The organism is Enterococcus sp. C65 (assembly GCF_040887165.1).
Lineage (GTDB): Bacteria > Bacillota > Bacilli > Lactobacillales > Enterococcaceae > Enterococcus_B > Enterococcus_B hirae.
Map to the genome: position 1 here is coordinate 16,436 of NZ_JBFOFG010000013.1, position 18,927 is coordinate 35,362.

Genomic DNA, 18,927 nt, shown 5'->3' on the forward strand with positions numbered 1-18,927 from the left:
GAAACAGTAATGGCTTTATCCATTACCTTATCGTGTATCTTTCTTGTCAGTCACGGGAATTTGTATTTATTAACTGCAGAAAAGCAAAATAATCAGGAAATCTTATTACTTCGCAGACTATATGAAGATGTAAAAACCTACCGAATGTATGAACAAATACCGAACCGAACGTTAAATGGACCAGATAGTCAGACAACCATAACCGCTAAAAAGAAAAAGATCGAAAAAGTGAAGCTCACACAAGGAGACAAAGTGATTGAGATTACCAAAATACCAGAATAAAGCTGCCTTTACACTGTTTGAATGTTTGATTTCGCTTGCCATTTTAAGTGCTGTTTTACTTTCAATCAGTCTTTTAATCACGCAAACAACGAAAGTGGAACAATATTTACAACGAAAGGATCAAAAAGAGTGGCTGATTTTTTTAGCTCAGTTTGAAGAAGAAATAAAAAAAGGAAAAAATGTCGTTATTAAAGATAACCGTATTTATTATGAGATGGAAAAGAAAACCTATTTATTTGAGCAATATCAAGCGTTGATACGTAAACGAGAAGTATCAGGGGGACACCAACCTGTGTTAACACAAGTCAAGCATTGGGAAGTGAGAGATTCTACTGCAGCTATCACATTTTTAATCGAATTTATAAACGGAGAGAAGTATGAGGGGATTTGGACCAAGCCACTATCATAAAAAGCATAACAAGGGGTTCAGTAGTAATATCTTATTCTCAACCTTACTATTGTTTCTAGTTTGTAGTTCCTTATTGTCGATCATTGTACAAACTTATCGCTCGACAGTAGATTTGAATCAACGCACCAAAAATTATTATGTAGCAAAAATAATCAAACAAATGGTTTTATCTGAAAGTAACGAGTTGAAAGAACAGGGAATGTATCAATATAATTTAGGAAAGGCTCATTACAAAAGAAAAGCGAATCAGCTAACGATCGAAATTCAGATCGAATCTCAGCATTTTCAGTTCATGGAAATGCTTAACAGTGATACAGAAAGTAACACAGAAAGTGAGTGAATCCATGAAAACGCACTCTTTTCTGTGTTACCGCTGTTTACATAACATTTATGTTTTTTATTTCACAAACAAAAAAGTGTGAAAACGATTGAAATTTTGCTCATAGTTCGTTAAAATTAAACAGGTAAAATAATTGTTATAATATATCTAGAAATGAGGTGCACCATGTTACCAGAAAAAATGGAACAGGGGTTTGAACAAAACCTAAAAGCGATTCAGCTTTTACAAAATGCATTGGGAACTTCCTTTTTAGAAGCCTATGTCGAAAATGCTGAAAACTTAATCGACAACTATCAAGTACGAGTGGTAGATGGAGTACCGTCTGAAGAAATCAAGCAACAGATTTCTGCTTTGTATAAAGAACTCAGTCAACTTTCCTTTGAACCAGAAGAGTGGCGCCGTCTGTCACAACTACTGTTACTAAAGGGGAGTCAGACAGAACATCTTCAAGCGAACCATCAACTTACTCCAGATAGTATTGGTTTTTTATTTGTCTTTTTAATTGAACAGCTATTCACAAATAAAGAAGAGCCAATCAAGATTTTGGACATTGCAGCAGGAATGGGCAACTTGTTATTAACAGTTCTTTTAAACCTATCAAGTGCGGGATACCAAGCGGAAGGGATGGGTGTAGATATTGACGATACGTTATTAGCGGTTGCTGCTTCAACAAGTGATCTGACTCAGGCGAATGTTCAATATTTTCACCAAGATGGCTTACAAGAATTACTGATTGATCCAGTGGATGTAGCTATCAGCGATTTACCGATTGGTTATTATCCGAATGATCAAAAAGCAAAAGAGTTTTTAACAAGCACCACACAAGGGCATAGTTATGCCCATCATCTGCTATTAGAACAGGCAATGAAGTATGTCAAACCAGATGGATTCGGTCTGTTTTTGATGCCAAGTAACTTCTTAGAAACAGAACAAAGTGAAGAAGTCAAAAGATGGTTTAAAGAAGAAGGATATCTTCAAGGAATGATCCAATTACCAGATGAATTATTCCGTAACAAGCAATCACAAAAAAGTATTTTGATCTTGCAGAAAAAAGGAACAAAGGCAAAACAAGCACAAGAAGTATTACTTGTAAAACTTGATTCACTAAAGAAACCAGAGAAGGTGACTGAATTTTTTAAAGAATTTGAAACATGGAAATCGTCTTCTCTTTAATCACGCACTAAGAAGGAGAATTATATGTCTAAAACAATTGCTATCAACGCTGGAAGTTCAAGTTTAAAATGGCAGCTATATCAAATGCCAGAAGAAACCGTAATTGCTAAAGGAATTGTCGAAAGAATCGGTTTAGAAGATTCAATTTTTACGATCAAATATGGTGAAGATCAAAAATTTGAGAAAATCATGGACATCGATGATCATGAAGTAGCAGTAAAAATGTTGTTAGATCAACTGATTGCATTACAAATCTTAAGCTCTTACGATGAAATCACTGGGGTAGGACATCGTGTGGTTCATGGTGGAGAAACTTATGCTGATTCTGTAATCGTGGATGAAGCTGTGATGGATCGCATTGAAGAATTGGCAGAGTTTGCACCATTGCATAACCCTGCTAACTTAATGGGTATCAAAGCATTTAAAAAAATCTTACCTGATATCCAAAGTGTGGCTGTGTTTGACACGTCATTCCACGCAACAATGCCAAAAAGCAGTTATTTGTATAGCTTACCTGTTTCTTACTATGAAGATTTCAAAGTAAGAAAATATGGCTTCCATGGTACAAGTCATCGCTATGTAGCAGAACGTGCGGCTAAGATGTTAGAGAAACCAATCGAAGAGTTGAAATTGATCACTTGTCACTTAGGGAATGGTGTTTCAATTACGGCAGTAGATGGTGGAAAATCAGTTGATACTTCGATGGGATTCACACCACTGGCAGGTGTAACAATGGGAACACGCTCAGGGGACATCGATCCAGCTGTTTTACCTTATCTAATGGAAAAATTAGAGATTGATATTGATGAAATGGTCAACATTTTAAACAAAAAATCAGGTTTGTTAGGTCTAACAGGTTTATCAAGTGACATGCGTGATCTTGAGAAAAACTATGAACAAGAACATATCCATTTGGCATATGACATCTTTGTAGACCGTATCCGTAAATATATTGGTGGATATGTGACAACGATGAACGGCGTTGACGCAATTGTTTTCACTGCTGGAATTGGCGAAAATGATGGGCACGTCCGTAGTGAAATCATTAAAGGGATGACATGGTTTGGTTGTGAAATTGATCCTGAAATGAATAAAAAACGTGGGGAAGAATTAGATATCTCCACAAAAGATTCAAAAGTCAAAGTACTTGTCATTCCAACTGATGAAGAATTGATGATCGCTCGTGACGTGGAACGTTTACGTAAATAAATATTCTAATGAAATAGTTGTTAGCCTTTTTTAGGTATGAAATAGTGTAACGAACGTATCATAATTTTAAGAATAAATTTTTTCCGAAGTGAACATTGTTCACTTCGTTTTTTTGTTTTGTCTATAAAAAGTGATTGATTGAAAAAAAGAAATGTTCTTTTTTAAATCAATAAAAAATATAGAAATAAAATAAAGTATTATGAAAAAAAGGGAGGAGATTGAATTGAGAAAAACAAATCGATTAACGATAACGATTATGAGTGTACTAATATTAGCTAATTCATCTATAACTGCCAGTCCATTTGTATACGCAGAACAAAATGAAGTCTCAGGAAAGAAAACAATGAAAAGTGAAATCAGCCAGGCAAATATTTCAGGTGAACATTCAGATGTGAAACAAACGAACATTCCTAATGATCAAAACGTTAAGAAAGCGACTGAGGCAGTGAAACTTCTGTTTGATGAAACAGGAGCAAAAACAAGTAATACCCAAGCAAAAATTAATGAAGTAAAGCTACAAGTAATGGAATTAACAGAAAGTGTACAAAAAACAAAATTATTTGAAAAAATTGTTCAAGCGCAAGAAATGTATGATTCAAAACAGACTAAAATGACAAATTCTAAAGAAAAAAATGGACAAAAAGAATTTGACGAAAAAACTCCTTCCTGTACAATCGACCCCTATATTTATGGAAACGTATATATGACTGGTACTTATGAAGGGGAAATCAATCAATTTAAATTGATTGTTGGCGATAAAGAATATACCCCAGGTTTTACTTTGTTACCAAATAATCAGTACAAACTTTATATTGGAAAGAAAATTCCGCCTTCAATTTTTTCAGTCACAGTAAAAATCTTTGATAAAAAAGGAAAAGAGACAAGTTCTCAAAACGTTTCAGTTCAAGCACCGAAACTCACCATTAACAATTACACATTAGGAGAAAACTATGTCAAAGGTGAGTTTATTGGTGATGTTGCTAAATTTAAATTGAGGGTGGGGACCACAGGAAGCACGAAAGAATACACTCCAGGTTTTAGACGATTAGCGAATAATCAATTTGAAGTCTATGCGAAAGATAAAATATTACGTGGAAGTAAAAGAGTCGTTTTGGTTGCTCTGAATTCAGAAGGAGATTTGTTAAAATCTGGTTTAGTTAGAGTCCAATCTCCCTACTTAGATATAAATGACTATAAATTAGGAAATGAATATATTACAGGTACCTATGCTGGGGCAGTAAAGAAATTTAAGTTAGTAGTGGATGGAAAAGAGTATTTTCCAGGATTTAAATTGTTAAAGGATAATCAATTTGAAGTCTACGCGAAAAACAAGGTATCGGCGCTAACTAAATCTATTACTTTGATTAGTTTAGATGAACAAGGAAAAGAAATCGTTAGTAAGCAAGTGGTTTTCATTGATTCAACGAATAAAGACTGACTATTTTTATAGCTGAAGCATTAACGACTCGTATAAAAAGTTACTTGAATAGAAATAGAAGAACAGCCAGTGTCACAAACAAAAATTTTTTTACCGAAGTGAGTAACTTTAACATTGTTTTTTATTTTATAAAATAGTCTATTTAAAAAAATGACATTTTTTTTTTAATAATTAAAAAAATAGCGAGCCCGAATAGGTTATTATTTCCTTAAATCAAATAAACAAAAAAGGGTGGTTTTTAATTGAAAAAGGGGAACTTGAAAAAGAATTTAGTGTCGTTTTCAACTACGAGTGCATTAGTATTATCTAGTTTATCTGGAGTAGTGACACCAATGGTCCATGCAGATCAAAATGGGGCGGGAGAAGGCATCACTATTACTACTTCGGAAAAAAATGAGAAAAAAGAAGAAGCAAATCAATCAAATCAATCAAGTCAGGCGAGTGAAACAAGTCAAACACACGCTTCAGAAGAAAAAGAAAATAAAAAAGTAGAAGAAACAACAACATCTTCCACTACAAAAGAACAGAACGCATCAAGTGTGCCAGTACCGGAACAGAAGAATACACTTGCAGATGAAGTGATTCAACAGGCTACTGATGCAGTCAATAATCTATTTGATGGAAATGGAGCAAAAGTAGGCAATACTAAAGCTCAAATTGATGCGGCGAAACAACAAGTCGAAAGCTTACCAGATAGTGATCAAAAAACAGCGTTGTTGGAAAAAGTCAATCAAGCACAAAAAGCATACGATACATTGATGCAAAAATGGCAAGTTGCGAATGAGACGATGGATAAACACTTTATTGATGGAGATATCGGTAATCCTAAAGGTAGTTTTACAACAGAAGAAATGATCGATCTTGCAGAAAAACTAGGTGAACTTCCTTATATAAACATTCCATTTTTAGAAGGCTATACGACCAATGAATTGCATGAAAAATACGATCAGTTAATTGCTGTATCAAACGCAACGCCAGTGGTGGATCGTCTGTTTTTTAATGGTAAACCAAGTACAAACAATACTCAAAATGATATTAATACTGCATTGAATCTTGTCCACCGTCTTGTGGATGGACCTTATAAAGACAGACTATTAGCGAAAGTACAAGAAGCACAAAAAGCTTATAATGATGCACATATTGTCCAAGATCCTGCAGAAAAACAAGCGGTAGAAGCTGTAAATCAGCTCTTTAATGGAGACACTCCCAAAGAAAGTAATACTCAAGAAGCAATAGATGAAGCTAGAAGAAAAGTAGATGCGGTAAATAATATATCTCCTGTTAAAGCACAATTATTGAAAAAATTAGAAATCGCTCAAGCAGCTTTGGATGATAGAGTAAATGCATTCAAAGTGGATGTTTATCATTATGGAAATGTCCATATGACGGGAGAATACAGTGGGAAAATCAAGAAGTTCAAGTTGATTGTTGATGGCAAAGAATACACACCAGGATTTAAATTATTAGCAAATAATAAATTTCAACTTTATATTGGGAAAAGGATTCCTTCGACAACAAAAACAGTTACAGTGAAAAGTTTTGATTCAAATGGAAAAGAAACAGGTACAAGAGAAGTTGCTGTACAATCACCTAAATTAACGGTGGAAGAATATACAGTAGGTAAAGATTACATCAAAGGTCAAATTGCAGGTGAGGCTAAACAATTCAAATTAATTGTTGATGGCAAAGAATATACACCAGGATTTAAACTTTTAGAGAATAATAATTTTGAAGTGTATGCAAAAAATAAAGTAACAGTAGATTCTGAAAAAGTGATTTTAAAAGTTTTAAATGCTGAAGGTATAGAAATCGGCATGCAAGAAATCACCCTTAACGCTCCAAGCTTAGTTGTAGATTATTATAAAGTAAACACTGATTATATTACAGGAAGCGTGACCGGCAATGTCAAGAAATTCAAATTGATAGTAGATGGAAAAGAGTACTTCCCAGGATTTAAGTTGTTAAAGAATAATCGATTTGAAGTATATGCAAAAAATAAAGTATCAGCAACGTCTAAAACAATTACTTTAGTGAGCTTAGATGAACAAGGGAAAGAAATTTTGAGCAAACAAGTTTCTATCTTGAATTCAGCAATCGAAGATGCTTTAACGATAGTAAATAATTTGTTTGATGGAAATGGAGCAAAAGTAGGCAATACTAAAGCTCGAATTGATGCGGCGAAACAACAAGTCGAAAGCTTACCAGATAGTGATCAAAAAACAGCGTTATTGGAAAAAGTCAATCAAGCACAAAAAGCATACGATACATTGATGCAAAAATGGCAAGTTGCGAATGAGACGATGGATAAACACTTTATTGATGGAGATATCGGTAATCCTAAAGGTAGTTTTACAACAGAAGAAATGATCGATCTTGCAGAAAAACTAGGTGAACTTCCTTATATAAACATTCCATTTTTAGAAGGCTATACGACCAATGAATTGCATGAAAAATACGATCAGTTAATTGCTGTATCAAACGCAACGCCAGTGGTGGATCGTCTGTTTTTTAATGGTAAACCAAGTACAAACAATACTCAAAATGATATTAATACTGCATTGAATCTTGTCCACCGTCTTGTGGATGGACCTTATAAAGACAGACTGTTAGCGAAAGTACAAGAAGCACAAAAAGCTTATAATGATGCGCACATTATTGTACTTCCTAAAGGAAATAAATAGGCGAATTGATGACAAAGAAATATTTTTATCCTGAAATCGATTAGGTTAGAAAAAATGATTGATTGGATAAATAATCTAAAAAAGAGCTTGGAACAAAAGAACGTGCCAAGCTCTTTAGCATATGTAAAAATAAATAAAAGCGGTTGTGACATACTTTTGTCACAACCGCTTGTTTAGTAATTAATCATTCTTTTTCAGGTAATTTATTCTCTAAATCAGTACGTACCACTAGAACATCACAAGTGGCGTTACGAATCACATATTCTGAAACAGAACCAATAAATAGACGTTCAACAGCATTCAATCCTGTTGCACCTAACATGATTAAATCTACATGGTTATCCTCAGGAATTTCTTTAGCGATGATTTGTTTCGGCGAGCCGTATTCAATCACGGTAGTAACATTGTTCAATCCCGCTTTTTTAGCATTTGCTTCATAATCAGCTAGCGTTTGCTTCGCCATTTCAGTTGCTTGCTCTGCCAACATGCCATCAAATGATGAAACGGTTTGGAAAGAACGAGTATCAATCACGTGTGCTAATAAAAGTTCTCCATTATTTCTGATAGCAACGTTTACGGCTTTTTTAAAAGCTAATTCAGCTTCATCAGAGCCATCTACGGCAACCATAATTTTTTTGTACTGTTGTAACATAAGCATTCACTCCTTCAGATAAATCAATCATTTATAATTCTATTGTAAAACAAGTTGAACAAAAAGAGAATTATTTACTGTTTGGTTTGACCATTTTCCGAGCGAAAGTAAAACTGAAGACAGAAGCAACAATAATGACCAAGAGCAGGTAAGCCAAAGCAATAAATCGTTGATTGAAGAAGGCAACAAAAATACCTAACACCCCTAGGAAAGCGTAAATGGCACCATAGAATTGTAAATAGCCACGATTTTTTTCTGTTTCTTCTATTAATACGAAAAAGATGGGTTGTTTTTTTAATAAATAATAGCTAACAAATAATAATAATAATGCGGCAATGCCCATTAAAAGTTGAATCATAGAAATTCCTCCAAAAGTCTAAAGATTGGTCAAATAATGTTTTTCAAGGGATATACTCGAAAAAAAAGGAGCTGTACCAAGTAATTGGCATAGCCCCTTAATCTTCAAAAAATGGTAATCTCCGTTAATGCCGTTGTTCGTCCTGTAGTATTGATCCCGCGAATTCAAGCAGGTGGGTCCCACGGTCGTAGCCTCGAACTACCAAATGATAAGGCATGTTACCAGCAGTGACACAAGACGGGTCCCAAGATATCAATAAAAATGTTCGGTCAACACACAAAGAGGACAATTCGAACATCACAGATTTCCCACCTCTATAGTAGCATATGGAAATAAAAAGAGCAATGAGAGCGCTCATGGAAAATCAAGTCTATGTCGTTGGCTTATTGCCTCCTGATTTTTTCCATTCTTTGATTCGCTGATATTGTTGCCCAAGGGCTTGTTCATATTTCCCTGTAGTCTTCGGATGATAATAAGACGCTTGTTTTAATTTGTCGGGTAAATATTGTTGGTTCACCCAGGCTTGATCAAAATTGTGAGGGTATTGATAACCAATCCCACGATTCAATGCCTTGGCTCCTTGGTAATGACTGTCTCGTAAATGATCGGGCACTTCGCCAGCGTTGCCTGAGCGGATATCAGCAATCGCTTCATCTAAAGCGGCATAAGCAGAATTTGATTTAGGAGAGAGACAAAGATCAACTACGGCATCTGCTAAAGGAATCCTTGCTTCGGGAAGTCCTAGACGTTCAGCAGCTAAGACAGCATTGACAGTTCTAGCTGCGGCAGCAGGATTTCCTAGACCGATATCTTCATAACCAATCACCATCAAGCGCCGACAGATACTTGCCAGATCACCAGCCTCAACTAAGCGGGCTAGATAATGAAGTGCTGCGTCAACATCGCTTCCTCGGATCGATTTTTGAAAAGCTGAAATCACATCATAATGAGCATCTCCGTCTTTATCATGAGTGAGGGCTTTTCGTTGGATACATTCTTCAACGATCGTTAGCGTCAAGTGAATGATGCCCTGTTCATTTGGCTCGGTCGAACGAGCCGCTAATTCCAAGCCGTTAAGTGTGCTTCGAAGATCGCCGTTCGTTGCGCGTGATAGATGGAGCAAAGCGTTTTCGTCTAATTGAATAGCTAGATTACCAAGCCCACGCTCTTTATCACTTAGAGCTGATCGAACCGCTTGCTGGATATCTGATTCGTTTAAGGGTTTTACTTCAAAAATCTGTGTTCGACTGCGAATAGCAGGATTAATCGTGATATAGGGGTTTTCAGTTGTTGCGCCAATCATGATGATCCGTCCATTTTCCAGATGTGGGAGCAAAAAATCTTGTTTTGTTTTATCTAAACGATGGATTTCATCAAGTAAGAGGATGACAGTGCCGCTCATCTTGGCTTCTTCGGCAACCACTTGTAAGTCTTTTTTGGAATCAGTTGCTGCATTGAGCATGCGAAAGGCAAATTTGGTTGAGCCAGCAATCGCACTAGCAATACTGGTTTTACCAGTTCCTGGTGGACCATATAAAATCATGGAAGACAGCATTTTGGCATCAACCATTCGCCGAATAATTTTTCCTTCACCAACTAAATGTTCTTGTCCTACGACTTCATCGATCGTTCGTGGACGCATCCGATAAGCTAAAGGTTGCTGCATAAAACGGCCTCCTTTTTTTATTTTTCGTTCGTTAATTATACCATACATTAGGACAATCCACTTTATGGTAACGCTAATTTAGAACGCCGTAAACCGTAAAGTGAAAGGAAACGAGTTTACTCATATTCAGGCTAAGTTTAACAGGGAGGATTCTTATTGAAAGGACTGGGGGACTTTTAAAATAAAGCACCAGCTTCCTCGTTTATTCTGATTTGAGGTAAAATAAAGGGAGTGAAGACATAGATGGCTTGGAGGAGGAGAAAAATGAAAGCGACACGATTATTGAGTGAAACATTGTTACGAGCACAAGAACGGTTTGAAGAAACGTTAGACCAGCTAGATGTAGCAGAAGCAAATACGATGCCGGCACCTTTGATCAAATCAGTAAATTGGCTGATCTGGCATACTGCTCGAGAATTAGACCTTCAAATATCCGATTTGAAAAATAGTGAACCACTGTGGTTTAGTCAAGACTGGTCTGGAAAATTTGCATTAGATCTGCCTGATGATACGCAAGATTGGCAACACACACCTGCGGAAGCAAAAAAAGTCGTCGTAACAGACAAAAAACTACTTACAGATTATTTAGCTAATAGTGTTTCATTGACGATTGAGTACTTGGAACAAGTCGATGAAGGAACACTTGATGAAGTCATTGATTCCAACTGGACACCTCCTGTCACACGTGAAGATCGTCTCGTGTCGATCATTGATGATGCAGTGATGCATTCTGGTCAGGGAATCTATACTCGCCGACTGGTGATCGGTAAATAATGAATGCTAAACCTTGTTCTGGTTTGAACGGTCTATGTAAAATCCTATAAAAGGCTGTGACAGAAGTGTCTAGTTCTGAAAAATAAGCCGGAGAATCCGAAGATAGTTCTTCCTATTTTTGGGATTTTTCGGCTATTCTTATCTGCCTGTCTATTGCTGTAGGTTTTTCTTGGTTTCCATAGCTTATGCTTTCAATATTGTGTATGATAAGGGTGGTGAATAAAATGACAAATAAAGAGCAATTAGATGAACTTTTATTGAATAAAACAACACCCGAAGTCGCCAGAGATCTTTTAGGGATGTATTTAGAATATGTTACGCCAACTGGTACCGTTGGTGGTTACATCGTTGATGCAGAGGCATATCTTGGTCCAGAAGATGAAGCGGCTCATAGTTTTGGGATGCGCAGAACCCCACGAGTGGCAGCGATGTATGAAAAGCCAGGAACGATTTATCTTTATACGATGCACACCCACCGTATTTTAAATATTATTACGCAACCTGAAGGGATTCCACAAGGGGTAATGATCCGTGCGATCGAGCCTGCAACTGGTGTGGCTCAAATGAGCATTAACAGAGGCGGGAAGACTGGTCCTGATATTAGTAACGGTCCCGGAAAATTGGTAGCGGCATTAGGATTACCACAAGAACTTTATGGACAATCGATTTTAGACAGTCCGTTGCATTTTGTTTTTGAAAAAACAAAAATACCTAAGAAAATCATGGCTTTGCCAAGGATCGGTATTCCTAACAAAGGAGAATGGACGGACAAACCATTACGTTTTGTGGTGGCTGGAAATCCATATCTATCATTACAAAGAAAGAACCTGGTGGAGGAAGACTGGGGCTGGAGGAAGAAAAAATGAAAAAAACAAACTTACTTGACTACTTAGACAAAACAATCGAAAAAACGATCACTGATTATGATGTGGCATTAGACTGGGATACGAAAAACCATACGATTGAAATCATTGTCCGACTATTTGCAGAAAATAAAGCGCATTTGGAAATCGATGATGTCCAAGGTGTAGTTTCCGAAGAAGAAATCATTGAATTTGAAGATGGTATTTTATTGTTCAATCCACAAAAATCCCATTTTGATGAAAAAGATTATTTAGCGGTTATTCCTTATGAAGGGAAGAAAGGGATAGCCAAATCGGTCATTGATGCATTGATTGAGTATTTGAACGAAGTATTAGCGCAAGGGCAAAGTGATCTCTTAGATTTTCTTGATGCAGATGATGAAACGGCAGTGTTTGAGTTGAATTGGGACAATCAACAGTTAGCAAAACTAGTCGAAGAAAAACAGCAAAATGAGACGGACGTCTATTTGCCTTATCCAAGTTATTAAGGAGTGAATGTCATGAAATGGAATGAAGTAAAAGTTGAAACCGCCAGTGAAGCAGTGGAAGCTGTGGCTAATATACTAATGGAAGCAGGAGCAAGCGGTGTTGCGATTGAAGATGCTTTAGACGTTGAAAATTTCAAGTCTGATCAATATGGGGAAATCTTGAATAAAGAAGATTTTACTTCATTAACAGAAGGCGCATTGGTGATGGCTTATTTCCCTGAAACGATTTTTTTACCAGAGATTTTGCCTTTTATCAAAGACCGTGTAGCTCAACTCCCAGAATTTGGCTTGGCGATCGGTAAAAATATCATCACCGTTAGTGAAGTGGAAGAAAGCAACTGGGCAACTGCTTGGAAAAAGTATTATCACCCAGTACGGATCACCAGAATGTTAACAATCGTGCCTAGTTGGGAAGCGTATCAAACAAGTGATCCATTAGAAAAGATCATTACATTAGATCCTGGAATGGCATTTGGAACAGGGACACATCCAACTACCTCTTTAACATTGCAAGCATTAGAAACGGTATTGCGTGGCGGAGAAACACTTTTAGATGTAGGAACTGGTTCTGGCGTCTTAAGTATCGCAGCAAAATACTTAGGAGCCAAAGATGTTTATGCCTATGATCTGGATGAAGTGGCTGTTCGTGCAGCGAAAGAAAATATGGATATGAATGAAGTAGCCAAAGATGTTCACGTAGCTGCTAATGATTTATTGAACGGCATCACAATCGAAAGTGATGTTATCGTGGCGAACATCTTAGCAGATATTATTTTGTTGATGATCCCTGATGCTTGGCGCTTATTAAAACAAACGGGGCGCCTGATCGTATCTGGTATCATTGAAGAAAAAAAACAAATGGTCATTGACGCCATGAAAGAACAGGGCTTTGTCGTTGATCAAATTTTCCAACAAAAAGATTGGTATGCAATTATCTTGAAAAAGCCTGAGGTGGAATAAATGCAACGTTACTTTTTAGAAGAGGCGTATCAACCAAATACACGCTTCGAACTTTCGGGAGAGGCATTTCATCATATCGTACGGGTCATGCGCATGGCGCCAAAAGATCAAGTCTATTTAGCATTCAACGATCAAGTATCGATTCGTGCGGAGATCACAGAAATCAGTGAAGATACCGTTTATTTGAGCGAGCTTGAAAAAGAAAAAAGCCAAAAGGAATTACCCAATAACATCACGATTGCCAGTGGTTATCCAAAAGGGGATAAACTAGACTGGATCGTTCAAAAAGGAACAGAATTAGGTGCGCATGGATTTATTGGCTTTCCAGCTAAAACATCTATTGTAAAATGGGATGCGAAAAAAAGAAACAAACGTCAAGAACGTTTGAACAAAATTGCTCAAGAAGCAGCTGAACAATCTCATAGACAGATTGCGCCCCAAGTGGAATTATTGGAAAGTCAGCAAGCTCTTTTTGATCGACTATCTGCTTATGATGTGTTGTTGATTGCTTATGAAGAGTCAGCAAAACAAGGAGAACTAGCCAATTTAGCTAAGGTATTCCAAGAACTCACTGATGGTAGTCGGATTTTAGCCATTTTTGGTCCTGAAGGAGGTCTTGCTCCTGAAGAAGTTGAAGCCTTTGTTGCAAAAGGTGGAATCTTATGTGGATTAGGACCACGGATTTTACGTACGGAGACGGCACCTCTTTATCTTTTAAGTGCGGCAAGTTATCAGTGGGAGCTCACTCACTGATAATAACTGAATAAAATCAGGAAAAATTGAAAAAATTCCGAACAATCTGTATAATAAAAACAATTATTTTATTGTAAACAACGGATGACATCAAATGAATGGTGTGCATGAGTTTGTTTCTAGTTATGTTATAAAAAAGAAGAATGGTTTTTAATATTATTCGGAGCAACAGCTGTTGTTCGTAACCTTTGAAAGGGGGATGTTCCATGCCAAAAGAAGAATTATTGACAGGTCCTGGAGTGATTAAATTGGTTAGCCAATACATGGGACCTGATCATGTAGCATTTGTTCAAAAAGCTTGCGATTATGCAACGGCTGCTCACGATGGCCAGTTTCGTAAATCAGGCGAACCATACATTATCCATCCTATCCAAGTTGCTGGGATCTTAGCTGATTTAAGAATGGACCCCCATACTGTTGCAACTGGTTTTTTGCATGATGTTGTAGAAGACACCGACGTTACTTTGGATGATTTGAAAGAAGAATTTGGTCCAGACGTTGCAATGTTAGTTGACGGTGTAACGAAACTAGGGAAAATCAAATACAAATCACATGAAGAACAATTAGCAGAAAATCATCGAAAGATGTTATTAGCTATGGCGCAAGATTTACGTGTAATTATGGTGAAATTAGCTGATCGACTACATAACATGCGTACGCTAAAACATCTTCGTGAAGATAAACAACGTCGAATCGCCCAAGAAACTTTAGAAATTTATGCACCATTAGCTCATCGCTTGGGGATCAGTCGAATCAAATGGGAATTAGAAGATACCGCACTTCGCTATCTCAATCCTAAACAATATTATCGAATCGTGCATTTGATGCAAACGAAACGAGAAGAACGAGAAAAATATGTCAACGCCACAGTCGAAGATATTCGTCTAGCAACAGAAGAACTAGATATCTATGCAGAAATCTATGGACGTCCTAAACACATTTATTCCATTTATCGGAAAATGAAAGACCAAAAGAAACAATTCAATGAAATCTATGATTTACTTGCAATACGGGTAATCGTTGACTCTATCAAGGATTGTTATGCTGTTTTAGGAGCAATCCATACCAAATGGAAACCAATGCCAGGGCGGTTTAAAGATTATATTGCTATGCCTAAAGCAAATATGTATCAATCCTTGCATACAACAGTCATTGGACCAGCTGGAAATCCGGTAGAGATCCAGATACGAACTCAAGAAATGCACGAAATCGCCGAGTTCGGGGTGGCTGCACATTGGGCATACAAAGAAGGTAAAAATGATAAGGTCGAACCAGATGGTATCACGAAACAATTAAGTTGGTTCCACGAAATCATTGAACTGCAAGATGAAAGTTATGATGCTTCAGAATTTATGGAAGGTGTCAAAGGAGATATCTTTAGTGATAAGGTCTATGTTTTCACTCCTAAAGGGGACGTGACAGAACTGCCAAAAGGTTCTGGACCTTTAGATTTTGCTTATAGTATCCATACTGACATTGGAAATAAAACAACGGGTGCCAAAATCAACGGCAAAATGGTTCAATTAGATTATAAGTTGAAAAATGGGGACATCATTGAGATTTTGACTTCACCTAATTCGTTTGGTCCAAGTCGAGATTGGTTGAAATTAGTTGCTACGAGTAAAGCTCGTAATAAAATCAAACGTTTCTTCAAAGCCCAAGACAGAGAAGAAAATATCATCAAAGGACATGAAGCAATCACAAAATGTATTATCGATCTAGGCTTTGCACCAAAAGAAATTTTAGCAAAAAGTAAGCTGCAAGATGCTTTAGAAAAGCTGAATTATCAAACGGAAGATGATATGTATGCAGCTGTGGGTTATGGTGAAGTCAGTGCATTGACGATGGCGAACCGTTTGACTGAAAAAGAAAGAAAAGAACAAAAGATCGAGCAACAAAAACAAGAAGCTGAAGAAATCATGAACCAACCGAAAAAAGAACCGGAAAAAATGAAGGTTCGCCATGAAGGTGGTGTCGTGATTCAAGGTGTCGATAACTTGTTGATTCGGATCAGTCGTTGCTGTAACCCGATCCCTGGAGATGATATCGTGGGTTATATCACTAAAGGAAGAGGAATCTCGATTCACCGAAGAGACTGCCCGAATGTCCAAGTAGACAAGCCGAATGTGGCCGAACGCCTGATCGAAGTTGAATGGGAAGACACCTCGAATACCAGAAAAGAATATGATGCTGATCTGGAAATTTATGGTTATAATCGTTCCGGCATGTTAAATGATGTCTTACAAACGGTAAATACCATGACTAAAAACTTAAACAGCGTGGAAGCGAGAACCAACAAAGACAAAATGGCAACGATCCATTTAACAGTAGGGATCCAAAATCTTGCTCACCTAAAGAGCATCGTGGATAAAATCAAAGCTGTACCAGATGTGTATAGCGTGCGACGAACCAATGGTTAGGAGGAAAACACGTGAGAGCTGTTGTCCAACGAGTAAGTAAAGCTTCAGTGACGATCGATCAACAAGAAGTTGGGAAGATCGATCAAGGACTGGTTATTTTACTAGGTATTCATGAAAAAGATACGCAAGATGATGTTGATTATTTAGTAAAAAAAATTGCACAAATGCGTATTTTTGAAGATGAACAAGGAAAAATGAACCGTAGTGTAGAAGATGTCGAAGGACAAATTTTGAGTGTGTCCCAATTTACGCTGTTTGCAGATACTAAAAAAGGAAATCGTCCAAGTTTCATCTCAGCAGCTCGTCCCGAAACAGCTATTCCACTATACGAGGCTTTTAATGAAGGGATTAGAAACAGAGGGATTACCGTAGCGACCGGCCAATTTGGTGCTGACATGGCAGTATCTTTGATCAATGACGGTCCGGTTACTATCATCATTGATTCTCAAAATAAATAAGAGATGCTAGTATATTCATAATTGATTGAAATAAGATGAGCATGACTTGTCAATTTCTTTAACCGATCCTCAGAGATTCGCACAAGCGATGAATCTTTGAGTGATCGGTTTTTTGTGTGCCTACTCAAAAAGTGTCATACAAATGGGGGAACCTATTTTTTAAGGAAAAAAGAGTGATTTTAGAGGAGAAATAGTTCTGAAATCGAGTCCATTTGGTCTTTTTGGTTTTAGAACACTTTTTTTGTCAGCTATCTAAAAAAAAGATAAGCTAATAATAGATGAAGTGTTCTATTGGAGGAGATAAAAGATGAAAGAGGTACCAGTAGTCGATATAAAGATAACCGAGATTAAAAAAAGATATGAGCAAGGTTATCACTTGTTAGAGGAATTACGTAAAGAGGCAAATGCGCCAGTAGTGAAAGCAAAAATCTTCAATAAAGAAGCGATTGTGATCTATGGAAAAGAAGCCGCTCAAATTTTTTATGATCCAAGGAATTTCAAACGAAAAGGAGCAATGCCTAAATTAGTATTAAAAACGTTGTTTGGGAAAGATGGTGTTCAAACACTAGACGGTGCCCAACACCATCATCGCAAATCGATTTTTATGGATTTGATGACACCGGAAAGAATGGATGCGTACCATCAAATTTTAGAAAAAAATTTGTCTCAAGCGTTAAACGAACAACATGGACAATTTGAATTATTTGATTTAAGTAAACAAGTACTATTTACTTCGATTTGTGAATGGTCAGGAATCAACTTAGCAGAATTGACCGATGAAGAAATCAATCAGTTCGCTGATTACCAAATTTCTATGATCAGTGGGACATTTACGTCGCCAATCGATCATATCAAAGGGATTGAAAATCGTAAAAAATCTGAACAATGGGCTCAAAGGTTGATTGAGGATGCACGAGCAAACCCTGTTCCAGGTAAAGAAGATGTCGCTTTATATGCTTTTGCCCAAGCAACTGATCTTGATGGTAATTTGTTGCCAATCGAAGTGGCTGCGGTGGAATTGCTCAATATTATTCGACCAACTGTAGCATTGACAGTCTGGGCAGCTTTGATGGGACATTCTTTATTCAGTCGACCAGACTTAAAACAGCAGTTAAAAAATGACTTTACAGAACTTCAAGATCCATTTATTCAGGAAATGCGTCGTTACTATCCATTTTTCCCAATGTTGCCAGCCATTGCTTTAAAAGATGTGTCAGTTGACGGCTACCTTATTCCTAAAGATAGTTGGGTTATTTTGGATCTATACGGGACGAATCATGATGAGCGTACAATCGATGCGCCAGATTCATTCATGATCAAACGTTATTTAGGGAAAGCAAAAGATCTTTCTTACGAAGAGGAATATGAGATGATTGCTCAAGGTGGAGGAGACTTTCGACAAATGCATCGCTGTGCAGGAGAATGGATCACTTTACACAGTTTACGGGTCTTTTCTGACCAATTAGTCAACCATTATGAATTTTCAGTACCTGAACAAGATTGGACGATCCCTAGTAATCAATTTCCAACTTATCCTAATAGTCGTGTACTCTTATATAAAGAATAGTGCGTAGAAAATAAAAAGTCTGAAATATAAATCTCATTCTGTAGCGCCCCCCAAAAAAAAGTTAGACTAAAAAAACTAACTTTTGGGGGGCGCTTTATTTTTTATTCTAAAACAAGTAAACGGTGTTCAAGCAACAGCTCCTTGAAATAAGCCTGAATTTTTCAAAACATGAGAAGCTGTTTTAAAAAATTCTTTCTTATTGTCATCGGAGCTTCCCGTTGCTTTCACAACCTCTGATTCACGGTGTTCAAAGAGCTGACCTTCGGCGATAAGTCAAAAAATCTCAAAACATGAGAAGCTGTTTCGAGATTTCCCTCCTTAACGCTCAGGTCAAAACGCTCTTTTCACAACCTCTAATTCACGGTGTTCAAGAAGCAACTCCTCAGCAATAAGCGATGATTTTCTAAAATATGAGAAGCTATTTTACAAAATCCTC

The 18,927-nt window shown here is 37.0% G+C and carries 18 protein-coding genes and 1 other RNA gene; 15 read left to right on the forward strand and 4 right to left on the reverse strand.

The window, feature by feature from the left end; translation table 11 throughout:
• Positions 1 to 9 precede the first annotated feature (9 nt).
• From AB3I12_RS12525 to AB3I12_RS12555, 7 genes are all read left to right on the forward strand, one after another.
• Positions 10 to 282: a hypothetical protein gene (locus AB3I12_RS12525; protein ID WP_014834442.1), complete on the forward strand. Its 273-nt coding sequence runs from the start codon at positions 10 to 12 to the stop codon at positions 280 to 282.
• On the forward strand, positions 257 to 691 hold the full coding sequence (gene comGF, locus AB3I12_RS12530) for a competence type IV pilus minor pilin ComGF (RefSeq protein ID WP_063627551.1): 435 nt from the start codon (positions 257 to 259) through the stop codon (positions 689 to 691). The genes AB3I12_RS12525 and comGF overlap by 26 nt, the downstream gene beginning before the upstream one ends.
• Complete coding sequence (gene comGG / locus AB3I12_RS12535) at positions 660 to 1,031, forward strand: competence type IV pilus minor pilin ComGG (RefSeq protein WP_063627550.1); 372 nt, start codon at positions 660 to 662, stop codon at positions 1,029 to 1,031. The genes comGF and comGG overlap by 32 nt, the downstream gene beginning before the upstream one ends.
• A 165-nt stretch (positions 1,032 to 1,196) precedes the next feature.
• A complete protein-coding gene (locus tag AB3I12_RS12540) occupies positions 1,197 to 2,204 on the forward strand; it encodes a class I SAM-dependent methyltransferase (protein WP_010720892.1) in 1,008 nt (335 codons plus the stop codon).
• 24 nt (positions 2,205 to 2,228) lie between these two features.
• The gene (locus tag AB3I12_RS12545; protein WP_010737077.1) at positions 2,229 to 3,413 is read left to right on the forward strand and encodes an acetate/propionate family kinase; all 1,185 of its coding nucleotides are present in this window, start codon (positions 2,229 to 2,231) and stop codon (positions 3,411 to 3,413) included.
• Between the two features lie 223 nt (positions 3,414 to 3,636).
• Positions 3,637 to 4,851 (forward strand): immunoglobulin-like domain-containing protein, encoded by a 1,215-nt coding sequence (locus AB3I12_RS12550; RefSeq protein ID WP_063627549.1) that lies wholly within the window; start codon positions 3,637 to 3,639, stop codon positions 4,849 to 4,851.
• Positions 4,852 to 5,093: 242 nt separating this feature from the next.
• Positions 5,094 to 7,532 (forward strand): immunoglobulin-like domain-containing protein, encoded by a 2,439-nt coding sequence (locus tag AB3I12_RS12555; RefSeq protein WP_196763501.1) that lies wholly within the window; start codon positions 5,094 to 5,096, stop codon positions 7,530 to 7,532.
• Between the two features lie 184 nt (positions 7,533 to 7,716).
• On the opposite strand, the gene AB3I12_RS12560 is transcribed toward AB3I12_RS12555, so the two are convergent.
• The 4 genes from AB3I12_RS12560 to AB3I12_RS12575 all read right to left on the reverse strand — a co-directional run bounded on the left by AB3I12_RS12560 (position 7,717) and on the right by AB3I12_RS12575 (position 10,208).
• On the reverse strand, positions 7,717 to 8,184 hold the full coding sequence (locus tag AB3I12_RS12560; protein ID WP_010720888.1) for a universal stress protein: 468 nt from the start codon (positions 8,182 to 8,184) through the stop codon (positions 7,717 to 7,719).
• Between the two features lie 70 nt (positions 8,185 to 8,254).
• Entirely contained in the window at positions 8,255 to 8,542 is a 288-nt protein-coding gene (locus AB3I12_RS12565; RefSeq protein ID WP_010720887.1) for a hypothetical protein, read from the reverse strand.
• 114 nt (positions 8,543 to 8,656) lie between these two features.
• Positions 8,657 to 8,851: non-coding RNA, 6S RNA (ssrS, locus tag AB3I12_RS12570), on the reverse strand.
• 61 nt (positions 8,852 to 8,912) lie between these two features.
• Complete coding sequence (locus AB3I12_RS12575; protein ID WP_063627548.1) at positions 8,913 to 10,208, reverse strand: replication-associated recombination protein A; 1,296 nt, start codon at positions 10,206 to 10,208, stop codon at positions 8,913 to 8,915.
• Between the two features lie 264 nt (positions 10,209 to 10,472).
• On the opposite strand from AB3I12_RS12575, the gene AB3I12_RS12580 reads away from it, so the two are divergent.
• The 8 genes from AB3I12_RS12580 to AB3I12_RS12615 all read left to right on the forward strand — a co-directional run bounded on the left by AB3I12_RS12580 (position 10,473) and on the right by AB3I12_RS12615 (position 18,491).
• Positions 10,473 to 10,982 (forward strand): DinB family protein, encoded by a 510-nt coding sequence (locus AB3I12_RS12580; protein WP_063627547.1) that lies wholly within the window; start codon positions 10,473 to 10,475, stop codon positions 10,980 to 10,982.
• Between the two features lie 224 nt (positions 10,983 to 11,206).
• On the forward strand, positions 11,207 to 11,848 hold the full coding sequence (locus tag AB3I12_RS12585) for a DNA-3-methyladenine glycosylase (protein ID WP_053766269.1): 642 nt from the start codon (positions 11,207 to 11,209) through the stop codon (positions 11,846 to 11,848).
• Positions 11,845 to 12,333 (forward strand): DUF3013 family protein, encoded by a 489-nt coding sequence (locus tag AB3I12_RS12590; protein WP_063627546.1) that lies wholly within the window; start codon positions 11,845 to 11,847, stop codon positions 12,331 to 12,333. The genes AB3I12_RS12585 and AB3I12_RS12590 overlap by 4 nt, the downstream gene beginning before the upstream one ends.
• 12 nt (positions 12,334 to 12,345) lie before the next feature.
• Positions 12,346 to 13,293 (forward strand): 50S ribosomal protein L11 methyltransferase, encoded by a 948-nt coding sequence (gene prmA, locus AB3I12_RS12595; protein WP_010720882.1) that lies wholly within the window; start codon positions 12,346 to 12,348, stop codon positions 13,291 to 13,293.
• Positions 13,294 to 14,046, forward strand: a complete 753-nt coding sequence (locus AB3I12_RS12600) for a 16S rRNA (uracil(1498)-N(3))-methyltransferase (protein WP_063627545.1) — start codon at positions 13,294 to 13,296, stop codon at positions 14,044 to 14,046. It abuts the gene before it with no gap.
• A gap of 206 nt (positions 14,047 to 14,252) precedes the next feature.
• Complete coding sequence (locus AB3I12_RS12605) at positions 14,253 to 16,466, forward strand: bifunctional (p)ppGpp synthetase/guanosine-3',5'-bis(diphosphate) 3'-pyrophosphohydrolase (RefSeq protein WP_010720880.1); 2,214 nt, start codon at positions 14,253 to 14,255, stop codon at positions 16,464 to 16,466.
• A gap of 11 nt (positions 16,467 to 16,477) precedes the next feature.
• The gene (dtd, locus tag AB3I12_RS12610) at positions 16,478 to 16,924 is read left to right on the forward strand and encodes a D-aminoacyl-tRNA deacylase (protein WP_034699948.1); all 447 of its coding nucleotides are present in this window, start codon (positions 16,478 to 16,480) and stop codon (positions 16,922 to 16,924) included.
• 307 nt (positions 16,925 to 17,231) lie between these two features.
• A complete protein-coding gene (locus AB3I12_RS12615; RefSeq protein WP_063627544.1) occupies positions 17,232 to 18,491 on the forward strand; it encodes a cytochrome P450 in 1,260 nt (419 codons plus the stop codon).
• The last annotated feature ends 436 nt before the right edge of the window (positions 18,492 to 18,927 follow it).

Excerpts from the sequence above, each read along its gene's own strand:
- AB3I12_RS12525 (WP_014834442.1), top strand. The coding sequence starts at position 10 with ATGGCTTTATCCATTACCTTATCGTGTATCTTTCTTGTCAGTCACGGG.
- AB3I12_RS12580 (WP_063627547.1), top strand. The coding sequence starts at position 10,473 with ATGAAAGCGACACGATTATTGAGTGAAACATTGTTACGAGCACAAGAA.
- AB3I12_RS12615 (WP_063627544.1), top strand. The coding sequence starts at position 17,232 with ATGAAAGAGGTACCAGTAGTCGATATAAAGATAACCGAGATTAAAAAA.
- AB3I12_RS12545 (WP_010737077.1), top strand. The coding sequence starts at position 2,229 with ATGTCTAAAACAATTGCTATCAACGCTGGAAGTTCAAGTTTAAAATGG.
- AB3I12_RS12575 (WP_063627548.1), bottom strand. The coding sequence starts at position 10,208 with ATGCAGCAACCTTTAGCTTATCGGATGCGTCCACGAACGATCGATGAA.
- AB3I12_RS12560 (WP_010720888.1), bottom strand. The coding sequence starts at position 8,184 with ATGTTACAACAGTACAAAAAAATTATGGTTGCCGTAGATGGCTCTGAT.
- prmA (WP_010720882.1), top strand. The coding sequence starts at position 12,346 with ATGAAATGGAATGAAGTAAAAGTTGAAACCGCCAGTGAAGCAGTGGAA.
- AB3I12_RS12540 (WP_010720892.1), top strand. The coding sequence starts at position 1,197 with ATGTTACCAGAAAAAATGGAACAGGGGTTTGAACAAAACCTAAAAGCG.
- AB3I12_RS12605 (WP_010720880.1), top strand. The coding sequence starts at position 14,253 with ATGCCAAAAGAAGAATTATTGACAGGTCCTGGAGTGATTAAATTGGTT.
- AB3I12_RS12600 (WP_063627545.1), top strand. The coding sequence starts at position 13,294 with ATGCAACGTTACTTTTTAGAAGAGGCGTATCAACCAAATACACGCTTC.
- AB3I12_RS12590 (WP_063627546.1), top strand. The coding sequence starts at position 11,845 with ATGAAAAAAACAAACTTACTTGACTACTTAGACAAAACAATCGAAAAA.
- AB3I12_RS12565 (WP_010720887.1), bottom strand. The coding sequence starts at position 8,542 with ATGATTCAACTTTTAATGGGCATTGCCGCATTATTATTATTATTTGTT.
- comGG (WP_063627550.1), top strand. The coding sequence starts at position 660 with ATGAGGGGATTTGGACCAAGCCACTATCATAAAAAGCATAACAAGGGG.
- AB3I12_RS12585 (WP_053766269.1), top strand. The coding sequence starts at position 11,207 with ATGACAAATAAAGAGCAATTAGATGAACTTTTATTGAATAAAACAACA.